This is a genomic window from Pseudomonas sp. (assembly GCF_050739655.1).
In the GTDB taxonomy this organism is placed as follows: Bacteria; Pseudomonadota; Gammaproteobacteria; order Pseudomonadales; family Pseudomonadaceae; genus Aquipseudomonas.
The window spans coordinates 22,046-44,009 of the sequence record NZ_JBOIBY010000673.1 but is presented as its reverse complement, the minus strand read 5'-3'; the positions used below and the strand labels follow the sequence as shown (position 1 = coordinate 44,009).

Sequence of the window (21,964 nt, the reverse complement as noted above, 5' to 3'; positions counted from 1 at the left end):
TTCTCACACCAGTGCGTTACGTTTTGCCATTTCGATAAGTTCGACCAGTGATTTGGCTTTGAGCTTTTGCATCAGGCGTTTCTTGTAAGTGCTTACAGTTTTGTTGCTCAGAAACATGCCTTTTGCAATTTCCTTGTTGTTCCGACCCTGTGCAAAAAGTTGCAATACCATCAGTTCCCGGTCGTTGACAGACTTGAATAACTCCAGTTCGGCGCATCGTAGTTCATCGCCCCGGACCGGGTTTAACGCTTCGCTGGGGAAATAGTTGTAACCTGATAGTACCGCTTTTATTGCACTGATCAGTTCACTGAGTTCTTCCTGTTTGCAGACATATCCCGAGGCACCGGACTGCATGCAGCGAATACCAAAAAGTGTTGGGCATTGTGCAGTTAATACCAATGTTTTTATCGGGGTGCTCATGGCGTTGAAACGGGCGAGTACTTCCAGACCATCCAGTTTGGGAATACTGATGTCTAGAATGACCAGGTCGGGCATGCATTCTCGAACCATTTGCATGGCGTCGACCCCGTTATCAGTTTCACCGACGACTTTAAAACCTTCGTGCTCAAGCAACATACGGACGGCGAGTCGGATGACAGGGTGATCGTCGACAATAAAAACGGAGTTCATAATCAAGTCCCATGCGAGCTCAAATAAAGCGCGCACCTTAGCTCAGATGATTGAGGTGACGTATGAAAGGGTGTAGCTGTAGCAGCAATATAGGAATGTTCCTACAAGCAAAAAGGAATAGGACTACGTGTCAACTAGGTTTTTTGTGAGGACAAATGAAAGTTGTTTTTACCTGGTTGGTGTTTTGATGAGGTGATTCATGAGTCTTTAGATGTTTTACGTTTGTAGGTTTATAACCATCTTTCTGCGGTGTAGTGGTCAATAGTTTTATAAAATCGGATTGTTTCAATGGCTTTGTCAAACAACCCAGTAAAGGAAGTTGATGGCTGTTAGCCTTGTTTTCAATCCCGTGCAGTTCGGCAGGTGTCAGGCTGCTAAGAAGTATTGCCTTTTTGATCATCCCTAGGCGACTGCCGAGTTTGACCAGATCAATTCCGCACATATCGGGAAGACACTGATCGCATAAAAGAAGATCGAAAGGCTGCTCAGTGCCTAGCATTTCTTGCAAGGCACCTTGGGCACAGTCGGTCGTGATCACTTGGGTGAAACCGAAGCTTTCAAGCAGATATTGAGTTGCAAGGCGCTGGAATGGATGGTCTTCCACCAGCAGGATACGCTGATTGTCTTTGATCATTTATTCACGCTTCTTTTGTAGAACAAAGTAGGCGTGATTGTTTCGCGTCAAAACCGAGCAATCGATCAGTACACTCGTCATCAGCTGTAGGGATATTCCGCGAATGTTGAATGCCTTTGAAGCTTTCGGGGCTGATCGGCCATTACCGATGGGGTAATGGCCGATCCCCATGTCTGTTCAGCGACTGGAGCGACCGGTCATTTCCAGCGCCATATCGCTGGCGTAACTGTCGGTCATGCCAGCGATGAAGTCGATCATTCGTAAAAATGAAGTGTGTAAGGCACCGTGCGGATCGGGTGCATTGTTGCCTAGCAGGTCGAGAATCCGCCGGCTTTTGAAGGACGGCGTTCGACCGTCATGTTGTTCCAGCGCTGCGCCACAGAAGGCGTTGAGCAAAATTTCCAACGTGGTGTAGGCGCCGATTTCGTGCAACGTCTTGCGCTTGTCCTGGAAGATTTTTTTGCGCGCCATGTCCTTTGCATTCAGGACGCAACGCTTGGCCGGGCCGTGCATGTGTTCAACCAGGTCGCCGGGCAGCGTGCCAGCCAGTAATGTGTCTTGCTGTTCGACAAAGGCGCGGGCCGCAGCGTTGGTCAGGTGTTCGATCGCCTTGCCTCGTAAGATGGCGAGTTTGCGTCGCCGGGAGTCCTTGGGGCCAAGCAGACGATAGGTTTCCGGCAAGTCGTCGCCCACCAGGTCCAGCAACAGGGACTCGACTTCGGCGTATTCCAGCAACTCCATTTCCAGGCCGTCTTCCAGATCAATCAACGCGTAGCAGATGTCATCGGCGGCCTCCATCAGGTACACCAGCGGATGACGCGCCCAGCGCTGATCCTCGAGTTGTGGCAAACCGAGTTTCTGGGCGATCTGCTCCAGTAGTGGTAGCTCGCTTTGGTAACAACCGAATTTGTGCTTCTTGTAACCCAGCGAGTCGGCGTGTTTGGCCGTCCATGGGTATTTCAGGTAGGTGCCAAGGGTGGCGTAGGTCAGTCGTGTACCGCCGTCGAACTGGTGGTATTCAAGCTGCGTCAGCACCCGAAAGCCTTGGGCGTTGCCCTCGAAATTAAGGAAGTCATTGCGCTCGGCATCGGTCATTGCATCCAGCCAACCCCGGCCGGCGGCTTGCTGGAACCAGTGACGAATTGCATCTTCGCCAGAGTGTCCGAACGGCGGGTTACCGATGTCATGGGCCAGGCAGGCCGATTGCACGACCATCCCCAGATCGCTCGGATCACACCAGTCGGGCAGGGCGCTGCGGATGGTTTCACCAACGCGCATGCCCAGCGACCGGCCGACGCAACTGACCTCCAGTGAATGGGTCAGGCGTGTGTGGATATGATCGTTGCTGGACACCGGATGAACCTGGGTCTTGCGTCCGAGACGGCGAAACGCCCCTGAGAAAATGATCCGGTCATGGTCTTTGTGAAAAGGGCTGCGCCCGAGTTCTTGCGGGCTGTGCAGAGGCTTTCCAAGGCGTTCGCGGGTGAGCAGGGTATGCCAATCCAAGGCTGGTTCTCTCCGTCAGGTGACTGATTGCCTAGCTTCCCGGTTCGCATCGCGACCTGCAAGTGGAACTACATTCAGGCGGCATCGATATCGAAAGGCCTCCCTGGTAGATCTTGTTGTTTGGATTTGGCTTGGGCACCGGTCCGGCGCGCAGGATTGAACCTCTCGATAAAGAGGTTCATCCGACGTTGTTGAAAGAATGCAGCCAGACAGTAGCTACTTAGTGTTTGCGCGAGGAGCCCTGCATGATCAACTTGATCAGTGGCCCCAACGTGGTGCCCAGCCGAATAAGCCGAGTCAGGCTACTGATGCCGCCGCCGTTTTTTGCACCCTTGCCGGTCAGAAATCCGATCAGGGTCACGGCAGCCACGCCCCATAGCGGGGCGTGCTTGATGCCCAGGCTGTCGTGCAGGTTGTGCGTCATGCCGCGAACCCGCTGCAAGGGTTGCAGCAGTTGTGCGGATTCGTGGCGGATTTCCTGGCGATGCATTTCCATGCGCAGGCGAATCAGTACTTTGCGCATTTCCGTTCGCGAACTATTGGCAGGGAGTTCAGGCAGGCTCATGGCAGCAGGCGCTCCCGATCATTGGCCAGTTCTTCCAGAGTGCCGTGGAAGGGCGAAGATTCATCGAAAATCGCTGCTCTCAAGCGTATGCCACAGAAGATCGCCGCGAGGGCATAGAACACGCAAAGTCCGATGATGGCCGCCAGGCGATAGGTGTCCCAGAACAGGATCAACACCAACGTCGACAGCCCCACCAGCAACAGCAAGGCAAACACCAGCGCCAGGCCTGCGAACAGCAGCAGGCTGACGGTGCGGGCTTTTTGCTCCTGCAATTCAATGCCGAAGAGTTCGACATGACTGTGTAGCAATCCAAGGAACGCGGCGCCTAAACGCCGCGGTGAGGAGCCTGGGCCTGTCTCGGACGAGCCGAAATCACCGATCGCCATATCAGCGCCGGGTCGCCAAAAGGCCAATCAGGAAGCCCACGCCGGCCGCGATCCCAACCGATTGCCATGGATTGGCCTGGACATAATCCTCGGTTGCGGTGACGGCTGCCTTGCCGCGTTCGCGCAGGGAGTCTTCGGTCAGTTTCAGGGTTTCGCGCGCGCGCAGCAGGCTGTCGTGGATCTGCTCACGCAGTTCATCGGCCTGATCACCCGCCAGGGATGCGGTGTGTTCCAGCAACCGTTCGGTGTCGCTGACGAGTGTTTGAAAATCGCTCATCAGGATTTCTTGAGCAGTCTTTGCCTGGGTGCTGGCCATTGGTGATCTCCATAGGTGGCTTCTGAATCGTTCGAGTATGAGCCTTGCGCGAAGGTTCAGTACAAATGACTGGTACAACTTTTGCTGTGTCGTGGTGCGTCAGTCAGCGCAGTCGCGCTGTTGCTGGGCATGATTTCAGTAAAACCATAACTCAAACAATCGAAACCCGCGTGAATAGCCGGTCAAGATTGGCCGTGACGAACCCAGTGCGCCAAAACGGTTCATCTGGAGTGGTCTGCTCTTAATGAGGGGCCACAACTTGGTGCATGGATTGCCCGCGCGAACTGCTTTGGTGCTTTTTTCAGCCTTAAGGTCTGCCAAATCCATGGAAAATATGCAAAGCGCTGTGGACAGTCTGGTTCATAGCTCCAACACGTTGTTCATTCTGATCGGTGCAGTCATGGTACTTGCCATGCACGCCGGTTTCGCCTTCCTTGAAGTGGGCACGGTGCGGCAAAAAAACCAGGTCAACGCACTGTCGAAAATCCTCAGCGACTTCGCGGTTTCGACATTGGCTTACTTCTTTATAGGCTATTGGATTTCCTACGGGGTCACCTTTATGCAACCGGCGGCGGTGATCAATGCCGATCACGGTTATGGCCTGGTGAAGTTTTTCTTTTTGCTGACTTTTGCCGCAGCGATCCCGGCGATCATTTCCGGTGGTATCGCCGAACGTGCGCGATTCGTTCCGCAACTGTGCGCGACAGCGCTGATCGTGGCGTTCATCTATCCCTTTTTCGAAGGCATGGTGTGGAACGGCAACTTTGGTTTGCAAGCCTGGTTGCTTGAGCGTTTTGGCGCCGGTTTCCATGACTTTGCCGGATCCGTGGTGGTCCACGCCATGGGCGGCTGGCTGGCGCTGGCGGCGGTGTTGCTGCTTGGGCCTCGCAATGGTCGATATCGTGAAGGGCGCTTGGTCGCGTTCGCTCCGTCGAGTATTCCATTTCTGGCATTGGGCTCGTGGATTCTCATTGTCGGCTGGTTCGGATTCAACGTGATGAGCGCGCAAACCCTGCAAGGTGTCAGCGGGTTGGTAGCGGTCAACTCGCTGATGGCCATGGTTGGCGGCACTGTGTCGGCCTTGATTGTTGGTCGCAACGACCCGGGCTTTCTGCATAACGGCCCATTGGCTGGACTGGTCGCGATCTGCGCAGGCTCCGATCTGATGCATCCGGTGGGCGCGCTGGCGACCGGTGCTGTGGCGGGGGCACTGTTCGTTTGGTGCTTTACCGCCGCGCAGGGCAAATGGCATATCGACGACGTGCTGGGTGTCTGGCCGCTGCATGGTTTGTGCGGCGTGTGGGGCGGTATTGCCTGCGGCATCTTCGGCCAGAGTGCGCTGGGCGGCTTGGGTGGCGTGAGTTTGATCAGCCAGTTGATCGGCACCGCATTGGGTGTGGTTGTCGCATTGGCCGGCGGCTTTGCGGTCTACGGCGCGATCAAGGCGCTGCATGGTTTGCGCCTGAGCCAGGAGGAAGAGTATTACGGCGCGGATTTATCGGTGCACAAGATCGGTGCTGTCAGCCAGGATTGAGTTCCCGCCTGCTGGGCGCTCGACGACTTTTCGGGGCCGGCCTAGAATAGTCACTTCAATTTTATGGTTAAGCGCTCATGCTTCCTGAATGTCAGCTGTTCGGCACCCTGGGGTGCCATCTGTGTGAAGTGGCCGAAGCCCTGCTGATGGAGTTTGTCGAGCGCGGCCTGCTGGTGGAGCTGGTGGACATTGCCGACGATGAAACCTGGTTCCAGGCTTATAGCCTGCGCATTCCGGTCTTGCGTCGGGTTGATACCGGAGCTGAACTGGGCTGGCCGTTCGGCTCCGACGATGTGGCGGACTTTCTGCGTTAAACGGTTTTCGTGATAATCGGGTCCACCGGTCTAACTTCACGATTGATCCCCTTGGCTTTACCTGTGTAATTCGGATACTGTATGCGCATACAGTTATTCGGGTTGTTGCCTGCTGTCCCCGGTTCAGGGTCGAGCGGGCAAATCCGGGCGTGAGAGGGATGAATCGTGGTCAATGTCGAGCAATTGAAGAGCAGCGTTAACCGGATGTCGGTGGACGTGGTACGCGAGGCAGTCCTCGAATTGCGTCTGGACGGGCTGGTGACGGAAGGGAAGACCCCCTTCAACAAAGTGCATTTCAATACCTGTTTTGCTGAAATCGAAGCCTTGTTCCAGCGTGCGGGTTATCACCGACAACTGGACGTCGTGGGATATCAGGGCTTGCTGTACGCGCTCTATGATCCGGGGCGCTGGGAAGCGGTCGATGTGCTGCGCTGGCTCAAGGAGTACACCGAGGCGGCGCGCACGCAGATACCGGCCTGACGAATCTCTGCTAGGTTCGATCCTGTCGCTGTTGGATAATGCCGCCCTGAAATGAGGGTTAGAGCTTTCGAATGTCCACGTCATCTTTTTCTGCCGCACACAGCCAAGCCAGCACACTCTACCTGCCACCGGGTTCGTGGCAGACCGTGCTTGATTGCCTGTGTGAACACTTCAGCGCCATCGGTCGAGAACAGTGGCTGGACAGAATTGCCCGTGGCCGTGTCCTCGATGGACACGGTGCGCCAATTGCGATTGATCTGCCGTACAAGGAAGGTCTGCGGATTCATTATTTTCGCGAAGTGCCGGACGAAAAACCGATACCGGTGATCGAGTCGATCCTGTACGCGGACGAGCATTTGGTGGTGGCGGACAAGCCGCATTTTTTACCCGTGACCCCGGCGGGTGAGTACGTGGAGCAAACATTGTTGAGACGGTTGATCCGCCGTCTGGATAACCCGCATCTTGTTCCGTTGCATCGCATTGACCGGCACACGGCAGGTTTGGTGCTGTTTTCCGCCAACCCCCAAAGTCGTTCGGCCTATCAGTCGTTGTTTCCTACGCGTCAGATCGAAAAACGCTACGAGGCTATTGCCCGCGCATTGCCTGAATTGTCTTTTCCGCTGATCCATAAAAGCCGGCTCATCGATGGCGAGCCATTCTTCCGCATGCAGGAAGGGCCGGGTGTACCGAATACCGAAACGGCCGTAGCGGTCAAAGAGAAAAATGGTGACCTCTGGCGGTACAGCCTTTCCCCGGTGACAGGCAAGAAGCATCAGTTACGGGTTCACATGACTGCGTTAGGCGCAAGCATCTGCAACGACCCGTTTTATCCGCAAGTGCTCAAGGATGTGGAAGACGACTACGCTAATCCTTTGAAGCTGTTGGCTCAGGGATTGAAATTTGTTGATCCGGTCACGGGCGAGCACAGAGAGTTCGAGAGCGCAATTACCCTGCAGTGGTAAGCGTGGGCCTTAAAAAATCGAATTCCTGCGCCGATAAACAGTCATTTGTTCAGGCACCACGAATGTGGCGTTCAATGACCTCGGCACAGCAGTCAGATCGGCAGCACCGAGACCTTCCAAGCCAGGAGATACTCATGAAACGTACCGTTTTCGCTGGAATGTTCATTTGCGCTGCAGTGTTGGCCTCTCCCGTATTCGCTGCAGACCACGACCTTTGCATGATCAAGCTCCAGGAGCTCAGGGATAAAGTCACCACCCTGCCGGCTACCTCCGAAAACACCGCCATGGAAGTCAAACGATTGCAGGCCAGCGCGGAAGCTGCAAACGCATCGAACGACGACAAAAAGTGCATCACTGAAGCTACGCAAGCAATAACCCGCGTGGACAAGTTGGCGAAAGAACCTAATCCGTAACTCAGCGGGATCCAGATAACAAAATGCCCCGACAAGTCGGGGCATTTTTATGTATCCGGCAGTTTTCGCGAAGATTACAACTCTTTGACAGTACGAACCTGATCCTTGTTGATGCGGGTCTGTTTGCCATCCAGCTGTTCGAATTCGTAGAAGCCTGAATCTTTATCGTATTTTGGTGTATCGACGGCCTGGATTTCGCGACCGTCATTCAAGGTGATCACTGAAGGCGATGCGCAACCGGCGAGGGTAGCCAGGCCCAGTGCGAGCATGAAAGTGGCCAGGGTCCGTTGAGTCATGGATGTGTCTCCGAAAATGAATTCTTTTGGTTACCTGAGCTTGAGACGTAAACAGCGCCAGCAAGTTCCTTGGGTAATGTCAGTCTGACACAGTGGCGTGTGTGCTTAAAAGTTGCGGGGTATTGAGGTTTGCCAGGCGCGGGTCGTTGTCGGGGCACTGCAATGCAGTCGCGCCCAGCTTGCGCATCAATCGGCCGGGACTGCGCTCACCCTCACTCCATGCGGATTCGAAATCAGCGCGAAGCGCCACAGGGATAATGCAGAGCAAAGGTTCCCAATGCTCGCCATGGCGCAACATCAAGGGTTTGTCTGGATGCTGGCTGGCGGCTTCGCGCATGCTGGCAAGCAGCGCGGCATCGATACGCGGCACGTCACACGGCAATACCAGAAGATGCCGATGGCGGGCCACTTTAAGGCCTGCACGAATACCGGCCAGTGGCCCCGGAAAGTCGCCTTCGTCGTCATGAACCAACTGGTCGGCGAAGGGCGCGTACTTTTCCAGATTGCGGTTGCAAGAGATGATCAGGTCATCGCTCAGTGGACGCGTCTTGCGATGCAAATGCGCAATCAGTGGTTCGCCGTGCCATTCCAGCAGTCCTTTGTCCTGACCGCCCATGCGTTGGCCGCGACCACCTGCCAGGAGCAGAATGGAGCAGGGCGGCAACTGATTGGTGGTCATGGCAGTTTCCATCAAATGAGGGGGCGGCGAAAAAATGGAGTGCTGTGATATAACACCGGGCTGTTTCTCCTACAACTGGATGAGCCTATGAAAGCCAAGGCTGATGTACCTTTCGCGCCGCTGAACATTGCGGTGTTGACGGTCAGCGATACCCGCACCCTGGAAACCGATACCTCTGGTCAGGTCTTCGTCGACCGCTTGACGGCCGCCGGCCATAACCTGGCTTGCCGGGTATTGCTCAAAGATGATCTCTACAAAATCCGTGCGCAAGTGGCGAACTGGATTGCCGACGATGTCGTACAGGTGGTGCTGATCACTGGCGGCACCGGTTTTACCGGGCGCGACAGCACGCCTGAAGCGGTGAGCTGCCTGCTCGACAAACAAGTCGATGGATTTGGCGAGCTGTTCCGGCAGATATCCGTGGCTGACATCGGCACGTCGACGGTTCAGTCCCGCGCTTTGGCCGGCCTGGCCAATGGAACGCTCGTGTGCTGCCTGCCAGGTTCGACCAATGCAGTGCGCACTGGTTGGGACGGCATCCTTGGCGAGCAGCTGGACTCACGCCATCGCCCGTGCAACTTCGTTACTCATTTGAAACAGGCAGCGCCTTGTGAATCCCGTGGGTAAGCCGGGCAAGACGGGCAGTTTGATGCCGGTCGAGGTAGCGCTGGCGCGGTTGCTGGAAATGGCTGACGCCTCGAGGATCGTTGAACGAGAGCACTTGCCGTTGGCGCAGGTTCAGGGTCGGGTACTGGCTGATGATCTGGTATCAACGCTTGATCTGCCGCCGTGGCCCAACAGTGCCATGGACGGTTATGCGCTGCGCATGGCGGACTGGACAGGCGAGCCTCTGGTCGTCAGTCAGAAGATTTTCGCTGGCCAGGCTCCCGCTCCATTGAAGGCGGGCACCTGTGCCCGGATCTTCACAGGAGCACCTGTTCCCGCCGGAGCGGACTGTGTCGAGATGCAGGAGAATGCTCAAGTCCAGGCGGATGATCGAGTGGCTTTCACTGAAGTCATGACCGCTGGACAGAACATCCGTCCACAGGGCCAGGAAACGACGGTCGGTGAGCTGATTTTGCCGGCAGGTACGCGCCTGGGGCCGATCGAGCAAGGTTTGGCTGCATCGCTGGGTTGTGCCGGGCTGGACGTGATTCGCAAGGTCCGCGTTGCAGTGCTGTCCACCGGGGATGAGCTGGTTGAACCGGGACAAGCGTTGGGGCCTGGGCAGATCTATAACAGCAACCGCGTCCTGCTCTGCAGCTGGCTACAGCAGTTGGGTTGTGAAGTGGTTGACGCCGGTATTCTTCCGGATGATCTGATGGCCACGCGCACGCGTCTTGGCGAATTGAACAATGTCGATCTGATCCTCTCGACCGGTGGCGTATCGGTGGGTGAAGCTGATTTCCTGGGTGTTGCCTTGCGGGAGGAGGGGGAGTTGAGTTTGTGGAAGCTCGCCATCAAACCCGGCAAACCGCTGACATTCGGGCATTTTCGCGGCGTGCCGGTGATTGGCTTGCCCGGTAATCCGGCGTCGACGCTGGTGACCTTTGCCTTGTTGGCCAGGCCTTTCCTCTTGCGTCGTCTGGGTGTTCAAGCAGTCGAGCCGTTGAAGGTTCAAGTGCAGGCCGGGTTTGACTGGCCGATCGCTGGCAATCGACGCGAATACTTGCGCGGACGGTTGGAGAATGGTCGGGCGATCATCTACAAAAATCAGAGTTCCGGGGTGCTGCGCAGTGCCGCTTGGGCTGATGGACTGGTTGAAGTGCTTGAGGGTCGCACGCTGGTAGCAGGTGACAGCGTCAGCTTTATCCCCTTGAGCGAAGTACTGAGCTGATTCGTACGGTTTCTCTCTGCAAAACCCGGTCGATCGACCGGGTTTTGCGTTTTTGTCTGCTCAATGGGCCAGCAGCAGTGTGACGAGTTGCTCGAAACGGCTATTGGCAATCCATCCCAGGAGTGCAAGAACCACTACCGTACCGCCAGCGGAGTAGGCCAGCCTGTGCTTGATGGATTTGACGTCATTGCGCGCTTCTTCCATGTCTCGACGAATGTATTTGAGGTGTTTCTCCAGTTCAGTGACGCGAGGTTCCATGTCAACTTCTCCTTTGGATTTTGTGCCGCTGATGGCTGAAATACGTGGACACCAAAGTGTACTAATCATGATTTTTGGTCAATTGAGCCGATTCCTCATGTTTTGTAAGAAAAATCTCGCTGTCTAGGACCAAAAGCCATTTGCCTGGAAAAAATTCATTGTCTTGCGACCTTTAAGGGGCGCGACGAGGTCAACATCTCCCATACGCCATTCAATTCCAGGAGTGAACGCTATGAGCGAACGCAAGGCGCTGTTGATTCTGCATGGCAAGCAAGCGCTCAACGAGCAAGTGCGCACTGCCGTCCAAAGCAAGCGCGAACAAGGCTGGGAGCTTGCCGTGAGGCTGACATGGGAGGCAGGCGACGCCCAGCGATTGGTGGGCGAGGCGCTGGCTGCTGGTTATCGGCAGATCGTTGCCGGCGGTGGTGACGGTACTTTGCGCGATATTGCCGAGGCTATGGCCGCGCATTCGACGCAGGTCAGCCTGGTGTTGATGCCGCTGGGAACCGCCAATGATTTTGCGCGGGCTGCCGGGGTTCCACTGGAGCCGGCGCAGGCCCTGGATCTGCTGGACGTCGCTGCGACTGCCATTGATCTGGGCGAGGTCGGCGGTCAAGTGTTTCTGAACATGGCCACTGGTGGTTTTGGCAGCCAGGTGACAGCCAATACCTCCGAGGAACTGAAAAAGGTGCTCGGGGGCGCGGCTTACCTGTTCACAGGTTTGTCCCGGTTCAGTGAGCTGCATGCGGCTTACGGCGAGTTGCAGGGACCAGGATTCAACTGGAGTGGCGAGTTGCTGGCCTTGGGAATCGGTAACGGCCGACAGGCGGGCGGTGGTCATGTGCTATGTCCACAGGCGCTGGCTGACGATGGATTGCTCGATATCAGTATTTTGCCGGCGCCACAGGAGGTGGTTGGCACCTTGAAAAACCTGTTGACCGACGGGTTCGGCATCGACAGCCTGTTTGTCCGGGCGCGTCTTCCATGGGTCGAGATCAAGGTCGCAGAGGGCCTGTACATCAATCTCGATGGCGAACCACTGGAGGGCGACAATCTGCGTTTTTCAGCGCGACCGGGAGCGTTGTTGGTCCATTTGCCTGAGGGCTCGCCGTTGTTGAGTGCGACGGAGCCTGTCAGTCGTCCAGACTGATGATTTGTTCGCGTACGGCGAACAGTACAAGGCCTGCCACATCGTAGATCTGCAGACGCTTCATGATCTGCGAGCGATGGGTCTCGACGGTTTTGACGCTCAAACCCAGGCCGTTGGCGATTTCCCGCGTGGATTTCCCACGCACGATCAGCCGCAGGATTTCCAGCTGGCGAGCCGTCAGGTTGTGCGAGTCCGCAGGTTCGGGGCTTTTCTGGGTTCGGATCAGCGCCTGGGTAATCACGGTATGGGCGATGGCAGGGCTGAGGTAGCGTTCATTATTACGCAGGGCTTCCAGTGCATGCTCCAGTTCGGTGGCCGTGGTGTCCTTGAGCAGATAGCCGTGGGCACCGGATTCCAGCGCTTGCATGATCAGCGCAGGGTCGGTGTGCATCGACAGGATCAGCACCTTGCTCTGCGGACGAATCCGCTTGAGTTGCGCCAAGGCTTCAAGGCCTCCGGTCTGCTTCATGGAAATATCCAGCAGCACGATGTCCGGGCACAAGTGCTCGACCATCGTGAGCAGTTGTGAGCCGTCATTGGCTTCACCGATGACCGCGTAGCCAGGAAGGTCCAGTACCAAGGCACGCACGCCGGCCCTGATCAGCGAGTGGTCATCCACCAGAAGTAAGTTACAAGTCAATGCAAAACCTTATCCGTACTGGCCCGTTCAAGCGCACGGGGCGCCCAGGGAAAGAGAGCTTCGATTTGGGTGCCTTTGCCCGGTTCGCTGGTGACGGCCAAAGTGCCGCCCAGTTGTTTGATCCGTTCCGACATCCCGGCCATTCCGCGTTGGCCCTCGCGGCCCGGGTCAGTGGCTGGTGCGAAACCCTGGCCATCGTCACTGATCAACAGGCTCAGGCCCTGGGGTAGACGTTGCAGGCAGACCAGCAGGTTTTTTGCCTGGGCGTGCCGCAGAATGTTGGTGACCGCTTCCTGGGTGATGCGAAAGGCTGCCACCGCCATTTCTTCCGGTATCCCGGTCAGGCGCTGATGGCACTCAAGACTCCAGTGAATCGGAGTGTTGGCCAGTGTCTTGAGCAGGTGCGCGCGCAGGCTGGCCTCCAGGCCAAGGCTGGTCAATTGCCGCGGATTGAGAATGGCCGAAACATCGCGCACTTTGGTGAGTGTTTCTTCCAGCGTGTCGCAAAGCACCGCGCACTGTCCCTGAAGTTCTTCCGGCATTCGGCGTTTGAGCCATTCACTTTGAATTTTTGCGGCGGTCAGCAACTGTCCGATGTCGTCATGCAGTTCCCGACTGAGCCGGTGACGTTCATTCTCCTGGACCTGCAAAAGGCGGTCGGCCAGTTCTTGAGGTTGAAACTTGATCGATTTTCGCGACAGGCGATATTGCACCCAGACGCAACCCAGGGCCGCGATATCGAGCGCCAGAAGACTCAGTGGCAGGTGAGTGGACAGGGCATAGATCACCAGACTGCCGAGCGTCGAGCAGGCACACAGCAATAGCGTGAACCGGCGAGCGTTTTCTCGGGAGGGTCGCCACAGGGAGATTGACTTGAGGCTGGCGTACATAGCGGATGGAGCCAATGGAGGTTCGCTGCGGGTAGACCGGTCATGCTGGTTGACCGATCTCTGTTTTGTAGTGTTTTGCATCGACTTCTACGGAGGGTACGTTTTTGTATAAGAAATCCAGGCAAGAACTTGATTATTACAGCCGTCGGCAATCACCTTGTGATTAATTGACGCCAACTAATGGGCGGCATAATAGCACTTAAGATACCGTTGGTCGCGCTTGCGATATATGTCCGTCGCGTCAGGAAAGACGCCATTATGGACTGGGGTCCACATTGGAAAAGTGTGGTTTTTGTCGGCGCAGCAGCCTGTTATCCGTGGCTTTTGGTCTTTTGATGCCAGGCAAAACCTTAGTCAAGGCACGCGGGCAACTGCCGAAGGGAATAGTTGTTTTTTCGAAGGGTGTCGCTAATGGATATGTAATATTCAATAACGACCTGAAGATGCGCAAAAGTTACGCAGTGCCTTGGCCGTGAAACAGATGGAGCTCGGCTCCATTCTTTGAATTCAGGCCTGACGTTCCATATAAGAGACGAGTGTGAACGCTCGGGAATTAACCGCAGGCTGGTACTGATGGTGACCGATCTGGAAGGCGAAGGCTTCGATCAGGGTCGTCTGCTCACTTTCATCGAGGCTCAGTTGGCCGGTCTTTTGATCGATCAGTTCAAGTTGCCAGGCGATCAGGGTCAGACAGTCCTTCAGCGCGCTGAGGGCTTCGTCATGCAGGTCCATGTGATGTTGAGCCTGGTTGAGCAAACCATGGATATGCAGCGAAAACTCCGAAACGGCTGCCAGTGCGAGGGCATCTGCTTTGCTGGCGAGCTTGAGAAGGGTAGTGAGCATGCAGTCGATGGCGTCCTTGTCATTGCTGATCAGCTGCAGATGACTCAGGCATTCCTCGGTTTTTGCCAGAAGTGTTTCGGCTTCAACGAGAAACTCCGGGACCCGCTTTGCCCACTCTGTACGATTGTTCGGCATGCTTATCTCCACAACGTCTTGTCAAATGAGGGGATGTCGTGTGTGCCGACGAGGACGAATGGCGTCCCGACGTAACCGGTTTGGCATGAGATCGCGCTCTGGCCGGCTGGAGCGCAGGCTAGAGATGTCGAAAGGGTGGAAAGCCACTGACCTGCGATCGCAAACAAAGCCTGACTCCATTCATGCAGTGAGAATGGCGTCACATTAATGGCTATTGGAAATTGCGAATATCAGGTTGTACCTGATTGTTGCTAGGGGAATCCCTTATATAGCGGAACTAGACGGGAAAATTAATGTCGCGCCGCAGAGAATGTAGCAGATGAAATCACTACGCCAGTAAAGCATGATGCTAATGTGACATCAATGTATGAGCGTTGCATTTTATAGCGGGTCAAGCTCCGGTAAAAACAGCCGATAACTCTCTATTAGTGAATTCATCAGTACAAGCCCAGGAGTCATTGATGGCCGGCATTCTCGATACGGTAGACCAACGTACGCAACTGGTGGGTGAGAATCGCCTGGAAATTTTGATGTTCCGGCTCGCCGGGCGGCAATTGTTCGCTATCAACGTGTTCAAAGTGCAGGAGGTCCTGCAACTGCCGAAGTTGACGCTGATGCCTCAGCGTCACCCGTTCGTGTGCGGCGTGGTCAACCTGCGTGGCCAGACTTTGCCGGTGATCGACCTGTCCCAGGCGATCGGCATGCGTCCGCTGGTGCCCGGTCCTGACAGTACGATTATCGTCACCGAGTACAACCGCTCGGTGCAGGCATTCCTGGTGGGTGGCGTGGATCGCATCGTCAACATGAACTGGGAGGCAATCCTGCCGCCGCCGAGCAGCGCAGGTCGCCAGCATTACCTGACGGCCATCAGCAAGGTTGACGATCAATTGGTGGAAATCATCGACGTCGAAAAGGTTTTGGCCGAAATCGTCCCCTACAACGCCAAGGTATCCCGGGACAAACTTGAAGATCCGGTGCTCGAGCGTGCCCGTGGCCGTGAAGTGCTGTTGGTGGATGACTCCAATGTTGCGTTGGCACAGTTGCGCGACACCCTGGGGCAGCTCGGCGTGAAGATGCACATTGCCAGCGACGGTTTGAAGGCACTGAACATGCTCAAGGCCTGGGCCGATACGGGCGTGAACATGACCGACAAACTGCTGATGGTCTTCACCGACGCAGAGATGCCGGAGATGGATGGTTATCGCCTGACCACCGAAATCCGCAACGATCCACGCCTGCGTGGCCTGTATGTGGTGCTGCACACGTCATTGTCCGGCAGCTTCAACGACTCGATGGTCAAGAAGGTGGGCTGCGATAACTTCCTTTCGAAGTTCCAGCCGGACAAACTCGTCGATGTGGTGCGCCAGCGTCTGATGCTCGATGCGGTACCTGCCTAAGACGGGCTATCGCTCCTGTAATAGGAGCTGCCGCAGGCTGCGATCTTTTGATCCTGCTTTGAAATCAAAAGATCGCAGCCTCGTCGCACTCGTCAGCTCCTACAGGGGGGGGTTGGTTTTTCGCCTTTGATTCGGCGACCCAGCTCGTATAGGGTGGCTTTTTTGCCTACCAGGGAGCTGGCAATGCTGCGTTTGAGCGCGCTTTATCGTTATCCGTTGAAATCCGGCAAGGGCGAGTCCCTGCAACAGATCGGCCTCGACAAGCTCGGGCTCGATGGCGATCGACGCTGGATGCTGGTGGATGAAGCCAGCGGGCGCTTCCTGACCCAGCGGGCGGTGGCGCAGATGAGCCAGCTGTCGGCGTTGTGGAATGCCGAGGGCGGCTTGACCCTCCAAGCCCCTGGTCACTCCATGATCAATATCGCCTTACCTGACAGTGATGCCCAATTGCGCGGCGTGACCATCTGGCGCGACACATTACGGGTGCCGGACGCCGGTGATGCGGCGGGTGCCTGGGTCAGCGAATTCATTGGCAAACCGACGCGGTTGGTGCAGGTGCCGCTCCAGCGTGCCCGTACCACTCAGGCGGGTTACGGCAGGGACGACGATCAGGTGGCGTTCGCCGATGGCTTCCCCCTGTTGCTGATCGGCCAGGCGTCGCTGGAGGATCTGTCGCAACGGGTCGGTCGCCCCATGGAAATGTTGCGTTTCCGACCGAATCTGGTGATCGAGGGCAGTGAAGCCTTTGCTGAGGATGGCTGGAAACGCATTCGCATCGGCGATGTCGAGTTCCGCGTGGTCAAGTCGTGCTCACGCTGCATCCTGACCACCATCGATCCGCAAACCGGTGAGCGCAGTGCCGATCGCGAACCCTTTGCAACCTTGCAGAATTACCGTGGCACAGCCGATGGCCCGATGTTCGGTCAGAATCTGGTCAATGACAGCAACGGCCAGCTCGAAGTGGGAATGCCGGTAGAAATTCTCGAGTAAATGCCCAGCACAATGAAAAATGCCCGTGTCCTTGGACACGGGCATTTTTTACGCTGTGAAACTATCGCACTGTAAAACCTTAGCCGCGGTATTCGCACAGGTAAGCGGTGTCGACGGCCACTTTCAGCTGGAACTTGCTGTTGGCAGGTACGTTGAACTGGCTGCCGGCGGAAAAGGTTTCCCAGTCAGTGCTGTCTGGCAGTTTGACGGTCAGCGCGCCGGACACCACGTGCATGATTTCACGCTGGGCGGTGCCGAATTCGTATTCGCCCGGGGCCATGACGCCGATGGTCGCCGGACCTTCAGCGGTGCCAAAGGCGATCGACTTGACGGTGCCGTCGAAGTACTCGTTGACTTTAAACATGGGCGATTCCTCGAAAAGGGCTAAAAAGGGCCGGCCAGTATGCACAAGGCCCAAAGCCTAGTCACCTGTCTAAAGCGGAAGCACCAGCGGCAACAGCCGTGCGGTATTGCGGGCATCTTCAAGCGCCCGATGTTGCTGCCCGGTGAATTGCAGGCCAGCCAACTGCAGGGCGCCATTGAGCCCCAGCGGACGTTCCAGTCGCCGGGCCTTGGCGAAGCGTTGTTTGAGATTCATGTGCGCCACCTGGCTCAACACACTGTCAAGTTGCAGGCGCTGCCATTCCTGAAGCAGTTGTTTGCGATCGTAGTCGCCCCAACTGGCCCAGCCCTCCAGGCGTGTGTGATGTTGGCCGAGCCAGCGTTCAAACGCGGGCCAGACGTCGGCCAGTGGCTGCGCGCTATCGATGTTGGCCTGGGTGATATGCGTCAGTTCCCGGCAAAACGGTGTCAGCAACGGCCTGCGCAACGGCCGCACGAAGCGTTGGAAGTGGTCCACTTCGCGCCCTTTGCGGTCCACCAGGGTGGCACCGATTTCGATAATTTCCATTTCCGTTATCGGCCAACCACCTTCATCGGTGGTGGCTTCCAGATCAATGACCAGCCAATGAGGCATTGCAGGGTTCCTGGTATCCGCGTCCTGATAGGTTTTGAGCGTAGCCAAACCCGACGCATCCGCCTAGCGGCTTATTCGACCTCCAGCAAAATCTGGCGGTTTTTCACCTGATCGCCGACCTGCACCTGCAAGCGTTTGAGCACACCATCGATACTCGATTTAAGCGGATGCTCCATTTTCATGGCCTCCAGCACCACCAATAGCTGGCCTTTGCTGACTGTGCTTCCTTCGCTGACCAGCACATCGACAATCGCTCCATCCATGGGCGCCTTGAGGGTGCCGCAGCTGATGCTGGCCTGGCGGCTGACCAACGCCTGCGTCCGATCCTCCAACCGCAGGCTGCCCGGGCGCGTGAACAGGCACAGACTCCCGGGCTCCAGTCGCCCAGCTTCCAATCGGTAGCCATGGCGCTGGCGGATGCCATCCACTTCCACGGTGGCCCAGTGTCCGTCGCTGTGGATAACCTTCAGTTCGAGGGTGCGGTCAGCGACCAGGATTCGGTACGCCTCGCCTGGCACGGCATGCAACGCCACCGACCATTCCTGATTCTCCAGGCCCAGACGATAGTTCAGCGGCACACTGGCGTTGTTGCGCCACCCGGCCAATGAGGCACGGTGGGCCTGGGTCGAGGCCTGATAGAGCAGGGCGGTGGCAATCGCCAACTGCTCAGCGCTCGGCACATAAGGGTGCAAATTCGGATGGTCAGCAAAATGCTGTGCGATGAAACCGGTGCTGAATTCTGCGCGGGTGAATGACGGGTGTTGCAGCAAGTCAGCGAGTAAGCGCTGATTGCTTTGCACGCCCAGCAGCACACTGTCTTGCACCGCCCGCAGCAACTTGCGCCGGGCTTCATCACGGGTGGCGCCGTGAGCGATGATCTTGCCAAGCATCGGGTCATAGAAGGGGCTGATGTCCTGGCCTTCGATCAGGCCGTGGTCGACTCGCACACCGTCCCGCAAGCCCGGCTCCCAAGCTGCGATTCGCCCTGTTTGTGGCAGGAAGCCCAACGCGGGGTCTTCGGCATACAAGCGCACCTCCATGGCATGGCCGGTGAGCTGCACTTGATCCTGGCGCAACGGCAGCGGTTGTCCTTCGGCGATGTTCAATTGCCAGGCCACCAGGTCCAGCCCGGTGATCAACTCTGTCACCGGGTGCTCCACTTGCAGGCGGGTGTTCATTTCCAGGAAGTAAAACTGCCCCCGCGCATCCAGCAGGAACTCCACGGTGCCAGCGCCGACGTAGTTCACTGCACGCCCGGCCTTGAGTGCCGCTTCGCCCATGGCCTGGCGCAGCTCGCTGGTTATCACCGGGCAGGGGGCTTCTTCGATGACTTTCTGGTGACGACGCTGGATAGAACAATCGCGCTCACCGAGGTAGATCAGGTTGCCGTGCTGGTCGCCGAACAGTTGAATTTCGACATGCCGAGGCTCGATCAACGCCTGTTCGAGGATCAGTTCATCACTGCCAAATCCATGCAGGGCCTCTGAACGAGCAGTGCGGATTTGTTCGAGCAAATGGCTGGCATCGTGCACCAGACGCATACCGCGCCCACCGCCACCGGCACTGGCCTTGATCATCAACGGATAGCCGATGCGTTCGGCTTCCCGGCTCAGGGTCGCATCATCCTGTTCGGCGCCTTGATAGCCTTTGATGCACGGCACGCCCGCTGCAATCATGGCGACCTTAGACAGGCGTTTGCTGCCCATCAGTTCGATGGCTTCGGGGCTGGGACCGATGAAGGTGATGCCGGCCTGTTGGCAGGCAAGGGCAAATCGTGCGTTTTCCGAGAGGAACCCGTAACCCGGATGGATCGCGTCTGCGCCGGTGCGTCGAGCGGCGTCGATGATCGCCGGGATGTTCAGGTAAGACTGCTGCACCGGGGCCGGGCCGATATGTACGGCTTCGTCGGCCATTTGCACGTGGAGTGCATCGGCATCGGCATCGCTGAATACAGCGACGGTGCGATAGCCCAGCGCCTGGGCGGTGCGCTGAATGCGGCAGGCGATTTCACCACGGTTGGCGATGAGGATTTTGCTGAGTCCGGGCATGGGGCTTCTCTCAAGATTAGCGGTGTCAGTGAGGGCTTCATCGCGGGCAAGCCCGCTCCCACAGGGTCATCACAATCCTTGTGGGAGCGGGCTTGCCCGCGATGCTTTTCAGGAGGCCCACCCCGGTTTGCGTTTTTGCACGAAGGCCATGGTTCCTTCGACCCCTTCCGCACCGGTCACCGCTTCACTGAACCACTCGGCGGCTTGATCCAGCAGCGCATCCGAGGGTTGCCCGGCACTGGCCAGCAACAGTTTCTTGGTCGCCGCATTCGCTTCCGGCGCGCAGCACAGTGCATGGGCCAATACCCCATCAAGGCGCTCGGCCAGTGCTTGCGGGTCGTGTTCGACGAAGTGCACCAGGCCCATTCGTCGTGCCTGGGTGCCATCGAAGCGCGCCGCCGTCAGCGCCAGTCTTCGGGCCTGGGTCAGGCCGATGCGCTGGACCACGAACGGGGCGATCTGTGCCGGCAACAGGCCAAGGCTGGTTTCCGGCAAGCCGAATTGGGCCGAGTGATCGGCCATGGCGATATCGCTGACACAGGCCAGGCCCAAACCACCGCCGAGCACAGCGCCTTGCAATACGGTGATCACCACTTGCGGCGCCTGTTGCACGTCTTGCAGCAGTGCGCCGAATACCCTGTTCAAATCGCGATGTGCGCTTGAGCCCTGGGCGCGGGCATTGGCCATGTCCTTGATGTCGCCACCTGCACAAAAATGCCCACCGGCACCGCCGATAACTACCGCCCGAACACCTCGATCGTCAAGCACCGCCGCAAACACTGCGCGCAGTTCGGAGACCATCTGCAAGCTCATGGCATTGCGGCTTTGCGGGCGATTGAGGGTGATGTGCAACACGCCGTTGTGCAGTTCCAGCAACAGGGTCTGGCTATCCGGGAGGCCGTTCATTTCTTTTTCCCCGGCAGGATGCCCATGAGTTTGCAGATGATCCCCAGCATGATTTCATCGGCACCGCCACCAATCGACACCAGCCGCACATCGCGGTAAGCGCGGGCCACCGGGTTGTCCCACATGAAACCCATTCCGCCCCAATATTGCAGGCAACTGTCGCTGACCTCGCGGCCCAGGCGCCCGGCCTTGAGCTTGGCCATGGAGGCCAGGCGTGTCACATCCTGGCCTTTGATGTATTGCTCGGTGGCTTGATAGACCAGTGCCCGCAGGCATTCGATTTCGGTTTGCAGTTCGGCCAGACGGAAGTGAATCACCTGATTGTCGATCAGCGCGCTGCCGAAGGTCCTGCGCTCCTTGCAGTACTCGATGGTGCTGTCGATGCAGTATTCCAGGCCCTTGATCATGTTGGCCGCGCCGAACAGGCGTTCCTCCTGGAACTGCAGCATCTGCATCATGAACCCCGCGCCTTCATGGCCGATGCGGTTGCGCTGCGGTACGCGCACGTTGTCGAAAAACACTTGGGCGGTTTCCGAACTGCGCATGCCGAGCTTGTCCAGGTGTGAGCTCAGGCTGATGCCCGGCGTGTTCATCGGCACCATGATCAGCGACTTGTTGATGTGCGGCTTGTCATCCGAAGTATTGGCCAGCAGGCAGATGAAGTCGGCACTGGGCGAGTTGGTGATCCACATCTTGCTGCCGTTGATCACATAGTCGTCGCCGTCCTTGCGCGCCGTGGTTTTCAATCCGGCCACGTCGGAACCGGCACCCACTTCGGAGACGCCGATGCAGCCTACCTGCTCGCCGCTGATGGCTGGACGCAGGAACTCGTCGCGCAACTCATCGGAGCCGAAACGGGCCAGGGCTGGCGTACACATGTCGGTCTGCACGCCGATGGACATCGGAATGCCGCCGCAATGGATGGTGCCGAACTCTTCGGCAGCGACGATCGAATAGCTGTAGTCCAGGCCCATCCCGCCGAATTTTTCTGGCTTGGAGATCCCCAGAAGACCGAGGTCGCCGGCCCTGCGGAAAATATCGTGGATCGGAAACCGCCCGGCCTTTTCCCATTCCTCGACGTGCGGATTGATTTCGTGCTCGACGAATTGGCGGACGGTGCGACGCAGTGCTTCGTGTTCCCGGGTAAAGATCATTTTTATTGTTCTCCCTTTAGTCGTC

The 21,964-nt window shown here is 57.1% G+C and carries 26 protein-coding genes and 1 pseudogene; 10 read left to right on the top strand and 17 right to left on the bottom strand.

Annotation, left to right across the window (positions count from 1 at the left end; translation table 11 throughout):
• Positions 1–3 precede the first annotated feature (3 nt).
• From ACRESJ_RS31995 to ACRESJ_RS31970, 6 genes and pseudogenes are all read right to left on the bottom strand, one after another.
• Positions 4–630, bottom strand: coding sequence for a response regulator (locus ACRESJ_RS31995; RefSeq protein WP_431761478.1), 627 nt, complete (start codon positions 628–630; stop codon positions 4–6).
• A gap of 247 nt (positions 631–877) precedes the next feature.
• Positions 878–1,264 (bottom strand): annotated as a pseudogene (locus ACRESJ_RS31990) (response regulator); the annotation flags it as partial.
• A 177-nt stretch (positions 1,265–1,441) separates the two neighbouring features.
• Positions 1,442–2,770: a deoxyguanosinetriphosphate triphosphohydrolase gene (locus ACRESJ_RS31985; RefSeq protein ID WP_431761477.1), complete on the bottom strand. Its 1,329-nt coding sequence runs from the start codon at positions 2,768–2,770 to the stop codon at positions 1,442–1,444.
• A gap of 220 nt (positions 2,771–2,990) precedes the next feature.
• Positions 2,991–3,335, bottom strand: a complete 345-nt coding sequence (locus ACRESJ_RS31980; protein WP_431761476.1) for a hypothetical protein — start codon at positions 3,333–3,335, stop codon at positions 2,991–2,993.
• Positions 3,332–3,721: a phage holin family protein gene (locus ACRESJ_RS31975; protein ID WP_431761475.1), complete on the bottom strand. Its 390-nt coding sequence runs from the start codon at positions 3,719–3,721 to the stop codon at positions 3,332–3,334. The genes ACRESJ_RS31980 and ACRESJ_RS31975 overlap by 4 nt, the downstream gene beginning before the upstream one ends.
• Position 3,722: 1 nt before the next feature.
• A complete protein-coding gene (locus ACRESJ_RS31970; RefSeq protein WP_431761474.1) occupies positions 3,723–4,037 on the bottom strand; it encodes a DUF883 family protein in 315 nt (104 codons plus the stop codon).
• A gap of 325 nt (positions 4,038–4,362) precedes the next feature.
• Here ACRESJ_RS31970 and ACRESJ_RS31965 point away from each other — a divergent pair, with 325 nt between their 5' ends.
• The 5 genes from ACRESJ_RS31965 to ACRESJ_RS31945 all read left to right on the top strand — a co-directional run bounded on the left by ACRESJ_RS31965 (position 4,363) and on the right by ACRESJ_RS31945 (position 7,740).
• Positions 4,363–5,571: an ammonium transporter gene (locus tag ACRESJ_RS31965; RefSeq protein ID WP_431761473.1), complete on the top strand. Its 1,209-nt coding sequence runs from the start codon at positions 4,363–4,365 to the stop codon at positions 5,569–5,571.
• A gap of 77 nt (positions 5,572–5,648) precedes the next feature.
• Complete coding sequence (locus ACRESJ_RS31960; RefSeq protein ID WP_431761472.1) at positions 5,649–5,885, top strand: glutaredoxin family protein; 237 nt, start codon at positions 5,649–5,651, stop codon at positions 5,883–5,885.
• A 165-nt stretch (positions 5,886–6,050) separates the two neighbouring features.
• The gene (locus tag ACRESJ_RS31955) at positions 6,051–6,365 is read left to right on the top strand and encodes a transcriptional regulator (RefSeq protein WP_431761471.1); all 315 of its coding nucleotides are present in this window, start codon (positions 6,051–6,053) and stop codon (positions 6,363–6,365) included.
• A gap of 71 nt (positions 6,366–6,436) precedes the next feature.
• Complete coding sequence (locus ACRESJ_RS31950; RefSeq protein ID WP_431761470.1) at positions 6,437–7,327, top strand: pseudouridine synthase; 891 nt, start codon at positions 6,437–6,439, stop codon at positions 7,325–7,327.
• A gap of 134 nt (positions 7,328–7,461) precedes the next feature.
• On the top strand, positions 7,462–7,740 hold the full coding sequence (locus ACRESJ_RS31945; protein WP_431761469.1) for a hypothetical protein: 279 nt from the start codon (positions 7,462–7,464) through the stop codon (positions 7,738–7,740).
• Positions 7,741–7,814: 74 nt separating this feature from the next.
• Here the strand turns inward: ACRESJ_RS31945 and ACRESJ_RS31940 are convergent, their stop codons facing one another.
• Together ACRESJ_RS31940 and mobA are read right to left on the bottom strand one after the other, a co-directional pair.
• Positions 7,815–8,036, bottom strand: coding sequence for a YgdI/YgdR family lipoprotein (locus tag ACRESJ_RS31940; RefSeq protein ID WP_431761468.1), 222 nt, complete (start codon positions 8,034–8,036; stop codon positions 7,815–7,817).
• A gap of 79 nt (positions 8,037–8,115) precedes the next feature.
• Complete coding sequence (mobA, locus tag ACRESJ_RS31935) at positions 8,116–8,715, bottom strand: molybdenum cofactor guanylyltransferase MobA (RefSeq protein ID WP_431761467.1); 600 nt, start codon at positions 8,713–8,715, stop codon at positions 8,116–8,118.
• Positions 8,716–8,802: 87 nt separating this feature from the next.
• Here mobA and moaB point away from each other — a divergent pair, with 87 nt between their 5' ends.
• Both moaB and ACRESJ_RS31925 read left to right on the top strand, forming a co-directional pair.
• Positions 8,803–9,342 (top strand): molybdenum cofactor biosynthesis protein B, encoded by a 540-nt coding sequence (gene moaB, locus ACRESJ_RS31930; protein WP_020796825.1) that lies wholly within the window; start codon positions 8,803–8,805, stop codon positions 9,340–9,342.
• The gene (locus ACRESJ_RS31925) at positions 9,326–10,552 is read left to right on the top strand and encodes a molybdopterin molybdotransferase MoeA (RefSeq protein ID WP_431761466.1); all 1,227 of its coding nucleotides are present in this window, start codon (positions 9,326–9,328) and stop codon (positions 10,550–10,552) included. The genes moaB and ACRESJ_RS31925 overlap by 17 nt, the downstream gene beginning before the upstream one ends.
• A 60-nt stretch (positions 10,553–10,612) precedes the next feature.
• On the opposite strand, the gene ACRESJ_RS31920 is transcribed toward ACRESJ_RS31925, so the two are convergent.
• A complete protein-coding gene (locus ACRESJ_RS31920) occupies positions 10,613–10,879 on the bottom strand; it encodes a hypothetical protein (RefSeq protein ID WP_431761465.1) in 267 nt (88 codons plus the stop codon).
• Positions 10,880–11,042: 163 nt separating this feature from the next.
• Between ACRESJ_RS31920 and yegS the strand changes: the two genes are divergently transcribed.
• Positions 11,043–11,960, top strand: coding sequence for a lipid kinase YegS (gene yegS / locus ACRESJ_RS31915; RefSeq protein WP_431761464.1), 918 nt, complete (start codon positions 11,043–11,045; stop codon positions 11,958–11,960).
• Here yegS and ACRESJ_RS31910 read toward each other — a convergent pair.
• The 3 genes from ACRESJ_RS31910 to ACRESJ_RS31900 all read right to left on the bottom strand — a co-directional run bounded on the left by ACRESJ_RS31910 (position 11,944) and on the right by ACRESJ_RS31900 (position 14,468).
• Entirely contained in the window at positions 11,944–12,600 is a 657-nt protein-coding gene (locus ACRESJ_RS31910) for a response regulator (protein WP_431761463.1), read from the bottom strand. The genes yegS and ACRESJ_RS31910 overlap by 17 nt on opposite strands.
• A complete protein-coding gene (locus ACRESJ_RS31905) occupies positions 12,597–13,490 on the bottom strand; it encodes a sensor histidine kinase (protein WP_431761486.1) in 894 nt (297 codons plus the stop codon). The genes ACRESJ_RS31910 and ACRESJ_RS31905 overlap by 4 nt, the downstream gene beginning before the upstream one ends.
• Positions 13,491–13,997: 507 nt before the next feature.
• Positions 13,998–14,468, bottom strand: coding sequence for a hypothetical protein (locus tag ACRESJ_RS31900; protein WP_431761462.1), 471 nt, complete (start codon positions 14,466–14,468; stop codon positions 13,998–14,000).
• A 461-nt stretch (positions 14,469–14,929) separates the two neighbouring features.
• Here ACRESJ_RS31900 and ACRESJ_RS31895 point away from each other — a divergent pair, with 461 nt between their 5' ends.
• Both ACRESJ_RS31895 and ACRESJ_RS31890 read left to right on the top strand, forming a co-directional pair.
• The gene (locus ACRESJ_RS31895) at positions 14,930–15,865 is read left to right on the top strand and encodes a chemotaxis protein CheV (protein ID WP_431761461.1); all 936 of its coding nucleotides are present in this window, start codon (positions 14,930–14,932) and stop codon (positions 15,863–15,865) included.
• A 183-nt stretch (positions 15,866–16,048) separates the two neighbouring features.
• Positions 16,049–16,855, top strand: a complete 807-nt coding sequence (locus tag ACRESJ_RS31890; RefSeq protein WP_431761460.1) for an MOSC domain-containing protein — start codon at positions 16,049–16,051, stop codon at positions 16,853–16,855.
• A gap of 79 nt (positions 16,856–16,934) precedes the next feature.
• On the opposite strand, the gene ACRESJ_RS31885 is transcribed toward ACRESJ_RS31890, so the two are convergent.
• From ACRESJ_RS31885 to atuD, 5 genes are all read right to left on the bottom strand, one after another.
• On the bottom strand, positions 16,935–17,219 hold the full coding sequence (locus tag ACRESJ_RS31885; RefSeq protein ID WP_431761459.1) for a pyrimidine/purine nucleoside phosphorylase: 285 nt from the start codon (positions 17,217–17,219) through the stop codon (positions 16,935–16,937).
• A 69-nt stretch (positions 17,220–17,288) separates the two neighbouring features.
• A complete protein-coding gene (locus ACRESJ_RS31880) occupies positions 17,289–17,831 on the bottom strand; it encodes an exonuclease domain-containing protein (RefSeq protein WP_431761458.1) in 543 nt (180 codons plus the stop codon).
• Between the two features lie 71 nt (positions 17,832–17,902).
• Complete coding sequence (locus ACRESJ_RS31875; RefSeq protein WP_431761457.1) at positions 17,903–19,879, bottom strand: acetyl/propionyl/methylcrotonyl-CoA carboxylase subunit alpha; 1,977 nt, start codon at positions 19,877–19,879, stop codon at positions 17,903–17,905.
• A gap of 108 nt (positions 19,880–19,987) precedes the next feature.
• The gene (locus ACRESJ_RS31870) at positions 19,988–20,785 is read right to left on the bottom strand and encodes an enoyl-CoA hydratase/isomerase family protein (RefSeq protein ID WP_431761456.1); all 798 of its coding nucleotides are present in this window, start codon (positions 20,783–20,785) and stop codon (positions 19,988–19,990) included.
• Complete coding sequence (gene atuD, locus ACRESJ_RS31865; RefSeq protein WP_431761455.1) at positions 20,782–21,939, bottom strand: citronellyl-CoA dehydrogenase; 1,158 nt, start codon at positions 21,937–21,939, stop codon at positions 20,782–20,784. The genes ACRESJ_RS31870 and atuD overlap by 4 nt, the downstream gene beginning before the upstream one ends.
• Between the last annotated feature and the right edge of the window lie 25 nt (positions 21,940–21,964).